The 13,676-nt window shown below is 41.3% G+C and carries 12 protein-coding genes and 1 pseudogene; 4 read left to right on the top strand and 9 right to left on the bottom strand.

What is annotated here, in order from left to right:
* The coding region (locus I8752_RS32790; RefSeq protein WP_225896052.1) for a hybrid sensor histidine kinase/response regulator at window positions 1-2,540 on the top strand (2,540 nt) is incomplete at its 5' end.
* Window positions 2,541-2,805: 265 nt separating this feature from the next.
* Here I8752_RS32790 and I8752_RS32785 read toward each other — a convergent pair.
* Together I8752_RS32785 and I8752_RS32780 are read right to left on the bottom strand one after the other, a co-directional pair.
* Window positions 2,806-3,165 (bottom strand): VOC family protein, encoded by a 360-nt coding sequence (locus I8752_RS32785; RefSeq protein WP_214436350.1) that lies wholly within the window; start codon window positions 3,163-3,165, stop codon window positions 2,806-2,808.
* 98 nt (window positions 3,166-3,263) lie between these two features.
* Window positions 3,264-3,956 carry a class I SAM-dependent methyltransferase gene (locus I8752_RS32780; protein WP_225896051.1) on the bottom strand — a complete coding sequence of 231 codons (693 nt, stop codon included), beginning with the start codon at window positions 3,954-3,956 and terminating at the stop codon, window positions 3,264-3,266.
* Between the two features lie 526 nt (window positions 3,957-4,482).
* On the opposite strand from I8752_RS32780, the gene I8752_RS32775 reads away from it, so the two are divergent.
* From I8752_RS32775 to I8752_RS32765, 3 genes are all read left to right on the top strand, one after another.
* Window positions 4,483-5,256 (top strand): MlaE family lipid ABC transporter permease subunit, encoded by a 774-nt coding sequence (locus I8752_RS32775; RefSeq protein ID WP_214436349.1) that lies wholly within the window; start codon window positions 4,483-4,485, stop codon window positions 5,254-5,256.
* A gap of 152 nt (window positions 5,257-5,408) precedes the next feature.
* On the top strand, window positions 5,409-8,024 hold the full coding sequence (locus I8752_RS32770; RefSeq protein WP_214436348.1) for an MASE1 domain-containing protein: 2,616 nt from the start codon (window positions 5,409-5,411) through the stop codon (window positions 8,022-8,024).
* Between the two features lie 6 nt (window positions 8,025-8,030).
* Window positions 8,031-8,909 (top strand): sugar phosphate nucleotidyltransferase, encoded by an 879-nt coding sequence (locus I8752_RS32765; RefSeq protein WP_214436347.1) that lies wholly within the window; start codon window positions 8,031-8,033, stop codon window positions 8,907-8,909.
* Between the two features lie 42 nt (window positions 8,910-8,951).
* Here the strand turns inward: I8752_RS32765 and I8752_RS32760 are convergent, their stop codons facing one another.
* The 7 genes and pseudogenes from I8752_RS32760 to I8752_RS32730 form a co-directional block, all read right to left on the bottom strand.
* Window positions 8,952-9,557 carry a hypothetical protein gene (locus tag I8752_RS32760; RefSeq protein ID WP_214436346.1) on the bottom strand — a complete coding sequence of 202 codons (606 nt, stop codon included), beginning with the start codon at window positions 9,555-9,557 and terminating at the stop codon, window positions 8,952-8,954.
* Complete coding sequence (locus tag I8752_RS32755; RefSeq protein ID WP_214436345.1) at window positions 9,548-10,381, bottom strand: DUF692 domain-containing protein; 834 nt, start codon at window positions 10,379-10,381, stop codon at window positions 9,548-9,550. Before I8752_RS32755 ends, I8752_RS32760 begins: the two co-directional genes overlap by 10 nt.
* 5 nt (window positions 10,382-10,386) lie before the next feature.
* The gene (locus I8752_RS32750; RefSeq protein WP_214436344.1) at window positions 10,387-11,424 is read right to left on the bottom strand and encodes a TIGR04222 domain-containing membrane protein; all 1,038 of its coding nucleotides are present in this window, start codon (window positions 11,422-11,424) and stop codon (window positions 10,387-10,389) included.
* Window positions 11,425-11,481: 57 nt separating this feature from the next.
* Window positions 11,482-12,435, bottom strand: a complete 954-nt coding sequence (locus tag I8752_RS32745; protein WP_214436343.1) for a TIGR04222 domain-containing membrane protein — start codon at window positions 12,433-12,435, stop codon at window positions 11,482-11,484.
* Between the two features lie 449 nt (window positions 12,436-12,884).
* On the bottom strand, window positions 12,885-13,145 hold the full coding sequence (locus I8752_RS32740; protein WP_214436342.1) for a hypothetical protein: 261 nt from the start codon (window positions 13,143-13,145) through the stop codon (window positions 12,885-12,887).
* Between the two features lie 120 nt (window positions 13,146-13,265).
* A complete protein-coding gene (locus I8752_RS32735; protein ID WP_214436341.1) occupies window positions 13,266-13,469 on the bottom strand; it encodes a hypothetical protein in 204 nt (67 codons plus the stop codon).
* Window positions 13,466-13,676, bottom strand: a pseudogene (locus tag I8752_RS32730) (ISNCY family transposase); the annotation flags it as partial. The gene I8752_RS32735 and the pseudogene I8752_RS32730, both read right to left, overlap by 4 nt.

Below are 13,676 nucleotides of genomic sequence, written 5' to 3'. Positions count from 1 at the left end.
CAGTAGCAACTACTGTTCAAGAATTTAACATTAATGGTAGCCAAGAAGCGATCGCTCCGATTTCCGAAATAGCAGAACTGAGTTTAGTTGATGAATTATTTGGCTTTGAAAACGACGCATCAGCAGCAACCTCAGAAAAATTAGTTACTACTAATAATTTCCCCAACACTCTAGATGTATTAGCAGAAACATTAGATTTGTCCGAGTTGACGTTAGACATCAGCGAAATATCTGAGCCTGCCCTAGCAAATGAGGAAGATGAATTTGCTGATTTAGAAGCATTACTAGAAGAAGAAATACCACAAAGCACTAGCGATCGCTTTATACAAGAAGATTTTGCTGCCCTAGAAGCATTATTGAGTACAGACAACGAAGAGGAAGTGGCAGTAGTCGCTAACAATCAAACTTCTTCTACCCATGCACCACAATTCAGACCAGCTGCTACAACTCACACTGACAGTGATGCTGTTTCATCACCAGCAATAGGAGATGAATTTAGCGATCTAGAGAAACTTCTAGCAGAAGCAGATCAAACCATATCCCACTCAGCATCCACAAAACAGAATACAGGCAAAATTCCCCGTCCCTCTACTCGCCGCACTGCCAGATTTGAAGAAACGATGAAAGTGCCAGTCAAGCAACTGGACGATATGAGTAATTTAGTTGGGGAGTTGGTAGTCAATCGTAACACCTTAGAGCAGGATCACGAACGGCTGCGACAATCATTAGATAACTTGCTGATTCAAGTGCAACAACTCTCAGATGTGGGTGCAAGGATGCAGGAGTTGTACGAGCGATCGCTACTAGAAGCTTCTTTATTAGCCACTCGCAAAACTCAAGAAACTATTCCAGTTGCGGATTTAGATACAGATAGGGGTTTTAGCGAATTAGAAATGGATCGCTTTACTCCTTTCCATACACTGTCCCAGGAAATGATTGAACTGATTGTCCGAGTGCGGGAGTCGGCTAGTGACATCGACTTTGTGACTGAAGAAACAGAACGAGTCGCTAGGCAGTTCCGCCAAGTAACAACCCAGCTACAAGAAGGATTGACACGCGCGCGAATGGTTCCTTTTTCTCAAGCTATCGATCGCTTGCGGCGAGGAGTACGGGACAACGCCATTAAATATGGCAAACAAGTGGAGTTAATTATTGAAGGCGGAGACACCTTAATTGACAAGATGATTTTGGATCATCTTACCGATCCGCTGACTCATATGCTCAACAATGCGATCGCTCACGGCATTGAAACACCAGAGGTACGGCAAGCAGGTAGAAAAGCACCCGTGGGAACGATCGCCATCCGTGCTTTCCACCAAGGCAATCAAACCGTGATTTCCGTGGGTGATGACGGCGCTGGTATTGATACAGACAAGGTCAGGTCTAAGGCACTGAAGATGGGCATGATTACAGCAGAACAAGCAAAAACCATTTCGCGTATGGAAGTTTACGATTTGCTGTTCCAGTCTGGTTTTAGTATCAAAGATAAAGCCGATGAAATTTCCGGTCGTGGTGTTGGAATGGATGTAGTCCGCTCTGAGATTAGCGAAATTCGCGGCACAGTTAATACAGATTCCGCCCTAGGTAAGGGAACTACCTTCACAATTCGTCTGCCATTGACTTTAAGTATTTGTAAGGCTCTGTGCTGCGTCTCCGATAAAGCTAGAGTGGCATTCCCGATGGACGGCGTAGAAGATACATTAGATATACATGTCAAAAATATTCAAAATAGTGCCGATGGGCAATCATTTATCTCTTGGCGCGATACTGTGCTACCTTTCCGACCTTTGAAAGACCTTTTAACTTTCAATCGTCATATTAGTCGGGGCGGCGTTTATGGCGGTAATCGAGATGATGACATGATTTCTGTTGTGGTAGTGCGATCGGGAAATACTTTGATTGCCCTACAAATTGACCAAGTACTGAGCGAACAAGAAATTGTCATTAAGCAATTTGAAGGGCCAGCACCTAAACCCATTGGTGTAGCTGGTGCAACAGTCCTTGGTGATGGTCGAATTATGCCAATTGCTGATGTGCTGGAGATTATTGATATCTTCCAAGGACGGATTACTAAGCACAATGGTGGCAGTCCTTGGCAGCAAAAAGGAATTCCTAATGTTCCAGAAACTCCAGCGGTGAAGATCGATCCCACAGTGTTGATTGTTGATGACTCGATTACAGTCCGAGAATTGCTCTCGCTGACATTTAACAAGGCAGGTTATCGCGTTGAACAAGCGCGAGACGGTCAGGAAGCTTGGGATAAACTCCGCTCTGGTCTACCTTGCGATATTGTGTTCTGTGATATCGAAATGCCGCGCTGTGATGGTCTGGAGTTGCTCTCCCGCATTCAGAAAGATGGCAACCTCAACCACTTACCCATCGCTATGCTCACCTCACGGGGTGCGGATAAACACAGACAAATGGCAATTCAACTCGGTGCTAGCGGCTACTTTACTAAGCCCTATCTTGAGGAGGCTCTACTCGAAGCCGCTGTGCGGATGTTGAAAGGAGAGAAACTCGTTAATAGTACCAATGCATAAATAGACCTATGAGCAAAAGTTATTTTTGCATTCTTGTGGTCAAAGGGACTCATCTTTATTGAGTAAAGGGAAAATAATAAACCTTTCCCCCTTTCCCCTTCCCTTTTCCCGACTTCTACAAGAAGTCTAATGTCGATCGAGCTACACAAAGAGAGCATATAAAATTAAAATTAAAAATGCAAAATTTTTAATTGATTTGTTTTCATTTCACATACCTGTGTATGCGTGGAGTAAAAGCTAATAGGAAAAATACCATTTTGAGAAATTAAGCAAACTCAACGTATTCAATAATTGTTCCATCAGGATGCATTGCTCGCATATTAGCACCAGTGGGAACTTTGTTTGGTTCCGCCAGAATTACTGCACCTTGCAAAGCCAATTCTTCCCGGAACTCATTGAGTGAATCAACGAGAAATGTTGCCTGTGTACTCTTAAATGGAGAAAGTACCTCAGCCGAACCGGCAATTAAAAGAATAGAACCTACACCAGCAAATTCCAACTCCATTTCTGAATATTGAAACCATAACCAACATTTTTCTGTGAAGAGGTTTTCATAGAAAGCGATCGCATCATCTAAGTCTGCTGGATTAAGATAAACTCTGGTTAGTACTTTAAGAATTTGCATTGCAAACTTACTGTTAGGTAGCTCTTGTATTTTTCTTGCCTGCTAATCAACAGGATTTTAAGAGTTTTTATATAGTTATATGTTCTAATTAACTCTATTTAAACCTTTATTCCATATGCATATATTAAATAATTATCTGTCATCTTGATTTCAGCTTGAAACCCTGCTTGCTTCAGCTTTTCTTGAAGTTCGTCAGGCTGATAAAAAATTTTGACAATGCGAAATTCTTGCCCATCATTTAATTTCCGGTTTTTATAGATATTTCCATCATTTTCAAGAATATGATTATTCGCTGTAGATGTAGGTTCAAAGCGAGAGTCAATCATAAATATTTGCCCGCCTACTCTAACAGATTGATTGACTTTAGTCAAAAATGCATTGAGTAAATTTGGCGGCACATGAGAAAGCCAAAAAGCAAAAAATACCAAATCATATTCAGCATCAGGTTGCCACGTAAATAAATCAAATATGTAATATGCAACACTCGGTGAATCTAACTTAGAACGATTAATTGCGATTACTTCTTCACTGGCATCGATGGCAGTAATTTTCTTGCCAATACCTAAAAGTTCCTGTGTCCAAATACCCGTACCGCTTGCTAACTCTAAAATATCATCTACTGCTCCAATTTTATGTAATGCATCTTTGACAATAGCAATTTCGTTAAACCACCGCTGGTTGTTTTCTTCGCCGCGATCGTATCTTCCTACTCTATAGAACCACTCATCATATTCATTTGCTCTAGCACGATAATACTCAATTTGTTGTTGAAGAATTTTATCTATCATCATGATAATTTGTAATTAGTAATACCTTTTTTTGGTGTCAGCGCTACGCATAGCTTGCTTCACCGTAAGAGTACGGAAAGCGCAAAGCACTAGTAAATTGTAATTAAGTCCTTATTTGGTATTACATCCCTTTTCGTCTAATTACATGAGTAATATGTTGTTATAAATTATTGCAAAACTGTACTTAAATTTAGTGTCATTCCCAATTTTAGTGAAAGAATCCCCACGATTATTTAACAATATAATCCTGACGATCGCCCTAGTCTGACTGCACTCAATCAAAAATTCTCAGAACACTAGATGTTAATCCTTAAATAAAATATGTTTTTTATTATACTCTTTATTTTAGTGTAATACTTATGGTAAAAGCAGCAAAAAAAGTAAGAGAATAATCAATAATTTTTTACTAAATCTCACTAACTTAATGCGATTTCTGCTAAAAAGCTGTTTTAATTCAAGGGAAATCTTTAAGGTGTACCGTAACCTAAATAAAGTAAGTGCAAAACAGTCAGTCCCAAGGGCGATAAAATTGCAACCAAAAGGAAATTTAGAGCAATTGTGGATAGTACGCTGCTTTGCCGCAATACTACTGTTCGGTCAAGTCTGGCTACGTTTTATTCAAGGAAAAACTTACTACCGAAAGATTTTGGAACATATGGTAACTACTGGACCAGCTTCTATTTCTCCAGTCCTTTTGGTGAATGTTTTTGCAGGTATGATTTTTACCATTCAAACAGCTAGAGAATTAGTGAGATTTGGTGCTGTCAGTACTGTGGGAGGTGCCTTTGCTTTAGCTTATTGTAAAGAATTAGCTCCAATTTTGACCGCTAGTATTATTGCAGGACAAGTCGGTTCTGCTTTTGCAGCAGAAATCGGAGCGATGAGAGTCACAGAGCAAATTGATGCACTTCATATGCTTAAAACCGATCCGATTGATTATTTGGTAGTTCCTAGGGTCATTGCTTGCTCTTTAATGATGCCTATAATGATGATTTTTGCCTTAGTTGTGGGCATTATTGGGGGAGCTTTTGCCGCAGCCAAGTTTTACCAAATCGCTCCAGAGGTATTTTTAGAATCAGTCAGAAGTTTTTTAGAACCATCAGATTTATCTATTATTCTGTTAAAAGGATTTTTGTTTGGAGTTATGGTTGCTGTCATTGGTTGTAGTTGGGGACTAACTACTAAAGGAGGAGCAAAAGAAGTAGGAGAATCAGCAACTAAAGCTGTTGTCACCACTTGGATATCAATTTTTGTCATGGATTTTTTTCTGGCGTTGGTACTATTTGAGAAGCCCGTGTTGTAAACCTAACTATTGAGCGAGATTTGGGAACTGAGGAAGACGATAAAAGTTCAAAGGTATAGGGAAAAAGACAGATATTCTTATACATCCCTTTACTGCCTCATCATTACTCTGTAATTATTCAAGGCAGATCGGAATCTACTACAATTGCACCCATGCGTAGATGGCTAATTATTTTACTAGTGGGGTTAATAGCCCTAATCCTAGCTCACGGGATGGCACTTATCTACCGAATTCAGCCGGGAGTATCTTTATGGTTTCCGCCATCAGGAATTGCGATCTCTCTCACATTCTGGTTTGGCCCCTATGGTATTTTCCTAACAGGGATTGCATCGTTACTAATGTCATCGTTTTGGGGGTTGCATGGTTGGCATCGAGTAGTTGCTTTAACCGATGTCATCGAACCTTTAATTGCTTGGTTACTCTATCGTCGTCTCTGTCAAGGTTCGTTAACACTTAATAACCTCAAAGATGCCGCTCTTTTTACCTTCAGTGTACCTTTAGCAGCCTGTACTACCTTAGCAATATTTGGTTGTTTAGCTTGGGTAGCAGTAGGCCAAATGTCGGCTTCCAACCTGATTCAATACATCTCTCAGTGGTGGTTAGGCAATGCTATCGGAGTAATGGCAATTACTCCTACTGCTCTATTAATATTAACTCCGTACTTGCAATCTTGGGGTTGGCTAACCAATTCAGAAGCCTTAGATTCATCAAATTCTGTCAGCTTCCAGCTAACCCGTTGTTTGTTTATGGAGATTAGCACGATACTACTCCTTTGTGTAGCCACAGCAATTCTCACCGTTTCGGAAACTGGTCAGTCAGGTTTTAAGTTCCAACAGTTTTCATTTTTGGGCTTTATTCCTGTGATGTGGGCTGCAACTCGCTTTGGGGTCACGAGTGGTATGTTAATTTCTAGCTTCTGCGTACTGGTAACATTGTGTTCCTATTTAGTTACTTACCCCCACAGTCTGTTGTTGCCTTCTTTTCCCGTACAACCAGAAGTGTTGTACGTTCACAAGCTAAGTCTATTAGTGCAGTGTGCTGTCAGCTTGCTAGTGGGAGTTGCAATTACAGAAAGATCGCGCATTCAAGTAGCATTAGCTGTTGAAAGGATACGAGGGGGAGAATATCAAGCCCGTGCAGAACTATCAGAAAAACTCTCTACTTTGAATAATTCACTAATAGAAACCAATGCTCGTCTTCAAGAATCGAATCAAGACAAAGATGAATTACTTAAACGCGAACAAGTTCTACGCTGTCGGTTGGGCAATATTCTTGAAAGCATGACTGATGCATTTATTGCTGTTAATCGAGATTGGCAAATTACTTATGTAAATAGACAGGCAGCAAAAATTAAAGGAGTAACACCAGAAAACCTCATTACTAAAAACTATTGGGAGCAATGGCCTACCACTAAGGGTACAAAGTTCGAGCGGGAATATTGTAGATCGCTGATTGAGGAAATACCTGTCCATTTTGAGGCATTGTACGAACATTACAATATGTGGTTGGAAATTCACGCCTACCCTTATGAAGATGGTCTTGGGATCTTTTTTAGAAATATCACCGAACGAAAGCAGGCAGAAGTCGAGCGAGAAAATCTCCTAGCTAGAGAGCAAGCTGCACGCAGTGAAGCCGAAAATGCCAATCAATTCAAGGATCGATTCCTAGCAGTCCTCTCTCATGAATTACGCACTCCGTTGAATCCTATTTTGGGTTGGGTAACGCTACTGAGGAGCCGCAAGTTAGAAGGAGAAACGCTGATGCGGGGGTTAGAAACCATCGAGCGAAATGCTAAATTACAAATTAAATTAGTTGAAGATTTGTTGGATGTCTCTCGGCTTCAGCAAGGAAAATTGGTCTTAAATATCCAGCCTGTTAATTTAGTTAAAACTATTGAATATGCAATAGAAACTGTGCATTTAGCAGTGGAAGCAAAAAACATTCAAATTCAAACTTTATTAGAGCCAAATATCGGAATGGTTTCAGCAGATGCAGCTCGTCTACAGCAAATTTTATGGAACCTGCTTTCCAACGCAGTTAAGTTCACTCCATCAGGAGGGCGAGTAAAAGTGCGACTAGTAGGCGTTGACAACTTTGCCGAAATTCAGATTCAAGATACAGGACAAGGTATTAGCGCCGAATTTCTTCCTTATGTATTTGATTATTTTCGCCAAGCAGATGGCACAATCACTCGGCAATTTGGTGGATTGGGATTAGGACTGGCTATTACTCGTCATCTGGTTGAATTGCATAGCGGAGTAGTAAAAGCAGAAAGTGCTGGAGAAGGAAGGGGAGCAACATTTACAGTTAGATTGCCCTTGATGCATAATCTACCTGAAACTACTAAAAATAGCGTAAAACAGCAGAACTACCGAAGTTTAGAAGGTCTGTGCGTTTTAGTTGTAGATGATGATAGAGATACAGGTGAATTTCTTTCTATCATGCTCAAGCAATTTGGTGCAGTTGTAACTGCTGTGGCATCCGCAGGAGAAGCCTTGGAAGTCATCGCCAAATCCAAAACTGATTTGCTATTAAGTGATATTGGGATGTCAGGAATAGATGGTTACATGCTGATGCGTCTAATTCGTGCTATGCCCCAAGAACAAGGAGGACAGATTCCAGCGATCGCACTAACTGCTTATGCTGGAGAGATGAACCAAAAACAGGCACTTGCAGCCGGCTATCAGCTGCACTTGGTTAAGCCCGTTGAACCAGAGGTATTGTTAAAGGCAATAACGCAAGTTTTAGCGCACCCAGTTTACAACTAAATATTTATGCACAAAGATAAAGTTAGAAAAGCTGTGATTCCGGCTGCTGGTTTTGGCACTCGTTTGTTTCCAGCTACTAAAGTTGTTAAAAAAGAACTTTTCCCAATTATCGATCGCGATGGCAGAGCAAAACCTGTAATTCTAGCAATTGTTGAAGAGGCAATTAATGCTGGAATTGCAGAAGTTGGAATTGTAGTGCAGCCAGATGATGTAGGAATTTTTGCAGATTTATTTAAAAATCCACCATCAAGAGGACTTTTTCCCAAACTTTCGCCTCAAAATCAAGAATACAGCCAATATTTGCAAGATTTGGGTAGCAAAATCGTAATTTTAACGCAAGAAGAACAAGAAGGTTATGGCCATGCGGTATTTTGTGCTAGAGAATGGGTACAAAATGAGCCATTTCTTCTGATGCTGGGGGATCATGTTTACAAATCTGATACTGAAATATCTTGTTCTCGTCAAATTCTGGATGTTTACGAACAAGGTAATCGAAGCGTTGTTAGCTTAACAATTATGCCAGAAACAATGCTTCATAAAGCTGGTTGTGTAAAAGGAGTATGGCAATGCAACTCGATTTTGACAGTAACGCAACTCTACGAAAAACCCAGCGTTGATTATGCACGCCAGCATTTACATGTAGAAGGAATGCCAGAGAATGAGTTTTTATGTATGTTTGGTTTGTATGTACTCACGCCGAAAATCTTTGATTTTTTAGCAGAAAACATCAATAAAGACTTTCGAGAACGCGGTGAATTTCAATTAACATCTTGTCTGGATAATTTGCGACAAGCAGAGGGAATGACAGGATATCTGGTGAAGGGTAAGTGTTTTGATACAGGAATGCCAAATGCTTACCGACAAACCATGATTGATTTTAAGTAGTCAGTTGTCGTAGAGACGCGATTAATCGCGTCTGTACAAGAATCAGTCGTCAATTGTCTTGCTTTTGTTGCTTTGCACAGGTAGCGATCGCACGATATGATACAGTTGCGATCGCGCCGAAAAACGCCACCAAATTGCGATCGTAGGTAGGGGATTTATTGTTTCTGAAGTTCCTAGTTTGTTAACGGGGTAACGAAAAAAGCACACAGAAAAGCGACTACTGGGTTCATAAGCTAACAGCCATGTTTGTTCGTAGCGTACCAAATCGCTTACCCAAGTTGGGCTAAGACTTTCTGCTTGAGACACTTTGATGATGAAGTTAGAAAAAGCGATCGCATCTTCTCTGTGTTTTTTAATTCCTTTTGGTAAGTAACTTTCGGCATATTGCCAAAATAAGGCTGTAAAATTTTTACCCAATACTTTTGCAGTACGTGGCAGCAATTCCCGTACTTCTCCCAGACGCTTCCACTTGAGAGAATTGGCGAAAATGCTAACTTCTCGTAGCGAAACTTGCGCCAATTGCTGTGCTTCGTCACAACTCAGTCCTAACTCTGCACCAATAGCCTGGGGGTTAGCAAAAAAACGCTCTCTTAATTCAGTATTGGTGTAAAGTTGGGCTAAAACTTGCTGGGTTTGTGCTAACCCCATCTTCCGTGACTCCTACCAATTTCTCTTGCTTTTTGCAGTTCGCCAGCCAATTCTCCAAAGGGCGGTAAGTTTTCATCTCGTTCCAGCACAATGCCTTTGACTGAGGCACAGTCTACAACTTCATCTATAAGTTCCCATACCTCTAAAGGTGTTGACTGGGAATGGCTGTCAATCAATATACCGTCATGCCAATGTCCGCCCACAAAATGCAGTTGTACGATGCGTTCCTTAGGTAATTGCGCTAAAAAAGCACGAACATCATAGCCATAGTTGACAGCGTTAGTGTGGAGATTTGTCACATCTAACAGCAGTCCACAATCAGCACGTTCTACGACTTCCGTTAAAAATTGTGCTTCTGTCATCTCAGCACCTGGAAGCGTCACCATATAAGTGATATTTTCTAAAATCAGTGGCACATCAACCCAGCGACGGACTTCGGCAATGTTGCGACAAAGTACTTCCACGGCTTCCTTTGTATAAGGTAGCGGCGATAAATGCCCGATATCGACTCCACCTGCTTTGGTAAAGCAGATATGTTCGCTCCACCAAGGCGGGTTAAGTTGCTTAATGAGTGCTGCTAGTTTGCCCAAATAGTCCGTATCCAAACCTTCAGCACTACCTAGCGACAAATTGATGGCATGGGGAATTATCGAGAAATGAGCAGCAAGCAGTTCTAATTCCTGCTGTTTTTGCACGGGTGCATCTAGGTAGTGTTCGGCAACAATTTCTAGAAAGTCAACTTGTTGGCGGTTGAGAAATAAATCGCTTTTGAAGGGTTCCCGAAAACCCAGCCCCACGCCTAAAGTCGGAAGATGAGAAAACATTATTCTTAACCTCCACCACAGCCGCCGCAACCACCGCCACAGCCACCACCGCAAGAACTACCGCCACCACAGGAACTACTACTACCGCCACTACAAGAACTACCGCTGCTACAACCGCCACTGGAACTACTAACCCAACGATTGTTTATAATTACAGGTAAAACTAGATTTGGGTAGTAGTCGTAAGGAGTCCCAGTCAGTGCGCTGACACCAAAAATTGCTACAATCAACCTGCACTCAATTTCAGAAGAAAATTCATTTTTTACCTTCTGCTTTAACTGTGCAAAAGTTTCTTCAAGTTGCTTCAAGTATTGTTTTCCCAGACTGCTCAGACGTGGTGGTGTCTTGCAAATAATCCACAGTAAATATAGCGCCCCAAAGCACATAAGGATGAGCAAACCGATATTGTAGCGTCCTTTTACTAAAGCTACTACCAACTTGAAGCCACCCAATCCCACTATAATCAACATCCCTATGAAAGCAATCAGCCGTCTTCTTGCTTTCTCATCATCGGAATTTAGAAGTTGCTCATTTTGTAAATGTTGTTGATAAACTGTGCAGTGCGGCTGTAAAGATTGAGTTAAAGATCCTACAAGGAGCATTTCTGTTGCTGTGCGCCAAGCACCAACCCAGTCAAATACCTCGTGCTGTATTGCTGTTAGTTGAGATACATCAAGATTATTAGCGGTTTTGCTAATGGACTGTTCTTCGGCTTGTAAATAACCGTGTTGTATCAAGTCCATCACCGCTACATTGGCAACTCCCCTTTCCTCAGAACGCAAGTAAGCGATTTTGTAAGGATCTGGTTCGCTGGGAATTAAAGGTACAGGTAGGTTTTTTGTGGGATCTTGTATTAGCCAAGCACTGATTAGCAAAGTGATGGTGATGACAGCACCATACAACAGCAAAAATTCAGGGCCGCGCATGTTGGCAATTAGTTTAATATTAGCGATCGCCACTACCACCAAGATTGCCAGAACGCTAATGAATAATTTAGGTATTGGCGATCGTGTTTGTGAGCTTGAAATAGTTTCATCTAGCATATTTTTTGATTTGGCATTACCCTTTTTAAGGCACAGCTAGTTTTGACAGCATTATTCTTAACCTCCACAGCCACCGCAACCACCGCCACCGCAGCCACCACCACAGGAACTACCGCCTCCACAGGAACTACCACCAAAACTACTACAGCTAGAACTACTACATGAGCTACCGGACGAGCTTCTGTAACTGCTACTTGTTCTAGAATATGTGGGAGGAAAGAATGCTTTGTGGTAAGAATCGTAGTTGGTTCCAGCTAATGCCTCTACACCAAAGAGTGCTACTAGCAAGTTGTAGTCAAAGATAGAAGGGCTACTATACTTTGCTTTCGATTTCAATTGAGCAAATGTTTCTTGAAGTTGTTGCAGATATCTTTGTCCTAAATGACTGAGATGCGATCGCCTGCCAACAAGCCACAGAAGCAAGATAATTGAAATGACACCCATTGCAATCAGAAAACCTACGTTATAACGTCCTTTACCCAAGGCAATGAGAAGCTTATAGCCGCCCAAACTGAAAATAATCGTCGCTCCAATCAAGCCAACTTTGATATTCCATTCATGCCACTTTGAGTCATATAGCAGTTGTTCGTTTTGCAATTTTTCTTCGTAGACATTGCAGAATGATTGTACGTTCTGGCTTGCTAACCAAATGGATGTTTCAGCTGTGGAAGTAGAAGACAATCGATCGAATACTTGACGCTCTATTGGTTGCAAGTGAGATGTATCGGGATGCTCTGGCGATTGACTAATGGACTGTTCGCTGACTTGCAAATAATCTTGCACGAGCAAATCAAATAATGCTACGTGTGCAACCCCCGTTGCTTGGGAACGCAAATAAGCAATTTTATAGGGGTCTAGTTCGTCAGAAATCAAAGGCACAGGCTGATTTTTTGTCGGATCTTGTACCAACTGCCAGCAAGTTCCCACGGTGACGGCGATGACAAAGCCATAAACCAATAGAAAGTCTGACCCGTACATATCTGCAAGCGGGTTATGCAGCAATGTATCCATTGCTTTTACTCCTTGTTAAGGAATTACTGAAAATGCGAGAAATTAAGCGTCTCAGTCTCAATATTTGCAGCGTTTTTCTAAAACATCTTGCTTTCTCAACTCTGCACAGCATTATAACATACTTAGTTTTATCCACCACCTGAAGAACTCCCGCTCTGTTAAGCTGTTGCGTTTTTAATTTGTATATTGCAACAGCAGGAGATGAGGGAGATGAGGGAGATGAGGGAGATGAGGGAGCAGGGGGAGACTTTTGTAGAGACGCGAAGACGCGATTAATCGCGTCTCTACGACAACTGTCTAGGACATTCCTGCTAACCTAAATAGGAGTAAAGGCAGCAGCAGAAGAACCACATTTTAGATGTAGTGAATCAGTGGAATCTTAGTACGCTTGCTTGGGGTTTTCTCTAAAAATGAGAGCGATCGCAAAAAAACTAGAACCGCAAAGTTTGCTAGACAAGTAGTTTCTCAAGAGTTGTCAAATAAGCTTGAGGATTACGACGGAATCGAAGCTGTTCAATACGAGTAAGTTGATGTTGGCGTAAATCAGAGTGTAATTGTTGCCAAGTCTGAACACAAACTTGTGCTAAATCTTGAGATGTAAAAGAATGAATTGCAGTAGCAATGGCTGAAGCTAATTGGACTGTGCCTCGAATTACAACTGATGAAGAAGCGACTTGACGACCAGTACAACGACGTTGATGATGTCGCAAAACACCAAAAGCTTGTTCAAGATCATTATTAGTTCGAGGTAAACCTTGAACATCGTAACAATGAAAAAGTCCAGACCAATAACTACGAGTAATCTTTAAGAAATGAGAAATACCTGGCTCTCAAGTACCTGCTTCATGTTTCTTATGTGACATTAAATCAATCAAAGTTTGGAAACTGCGTTTAACTTCAATTGCATCAAGACCTGTTTCGTTGTCAAGAATCTCGGCGGCTTGATGAACCCAGTGATAAGCAACAGTAATTGGAGTGAATAAAGATGCTGTTTGTTCAAGCCCTTTGTTTAGAATTTGTTTGAGCTTGATCAAGGGTTTTGGTAGGCCCCTTTTTTAGCCACCCGTTCTAGACTGGCTTCAATTAAACTTAGACGTTCTTGTAATTTTAATCCAGAAGCATCTAGCGGTGGACGACCATCATTGGTCAAGGAACCACGTACAGCTAAACAATATCCACGTACAACTTCAGACGTAGCTTGGTCACACTCACTAATACTACGTTCAATCTGGCGTATGCCC

Source organism: Dendronalium phyllosphericum CENA369, assembly GCF_016056275.1.
Classification (GTDB): Bacteria; Cyanobacteriota; Cyanobacteriia; order Cyanobacteriales; family Nostocaceae; genus Dendronalium; species Dendronalium phyllosphericum.
Note: the sequence above shows the minus strand (reverse complement) of the source record. Positions and strands in the feature narration are given on the sequence as shown.

What these genes read in the sequence shown, in the direction of transcription:
- I8752_RS32745 (WP_214436343.1), bottom strand. Translation starts at nt 12,435, where the DNA reads ATGGATACATTGCTGCATAACCCGCTTGCAGATATGTACGGGTCAGAC.
- I8752_RS32765 (WP_214436347.1), top strand. Translation starts at nt 8,031, where the DNA reads ATGCACAAAGATAAAGTTAGAAAAGCTGTGATTCCGGCTGCTGGTTTT.
- I8752_RS32770 (WP_214436348.1), top strand. Translation starts at nt 5,409, where the DNA reads ATGCGTAGATGGCTAATTATTTTACTAGTGGGGTTAATAGCCCTAATC.
- I8752_RS32785 (WP_214436350.1), bottom strand. Translation starts at nt 3,165, where the DNA reads ATGCAAATTCTTAAAGTACTAACCAGAGTTTATCTTAATCCAGCAGAC.
- I8752_RS32780 (WP_225896051.1), bottom strand. Translation starts at nt 3,956, where the DNA reads ATGATGATAGATAAAATTCTTCAACAACAAATTGAGTATTATCGTGCT.
- I8752_RS32750 (WP_214436344.1), bottom strand. Translation starts at nt 11,424, where the DNA reads ATGCTAGATGAAACTATTTCAAGCTCACAAACACGATCGCCAATACCT.
- I8752_RS32755 (WP_214436345.1), bottom strand. Translation starts at nt 10,381, where the DNA reads ATGTTTTCTCATCTTCCGACTTTAGGCGTGGGGCTGGGTTTTCGGGAA.
- I8752_RS32760 (WP_214436346.1), bottom strand. Translation starts at nt 9,557, where the DNA reads ATGGGGTTAGCACAAACCCAGCAAGTTTTAGCCCAACTTTACACCAAT.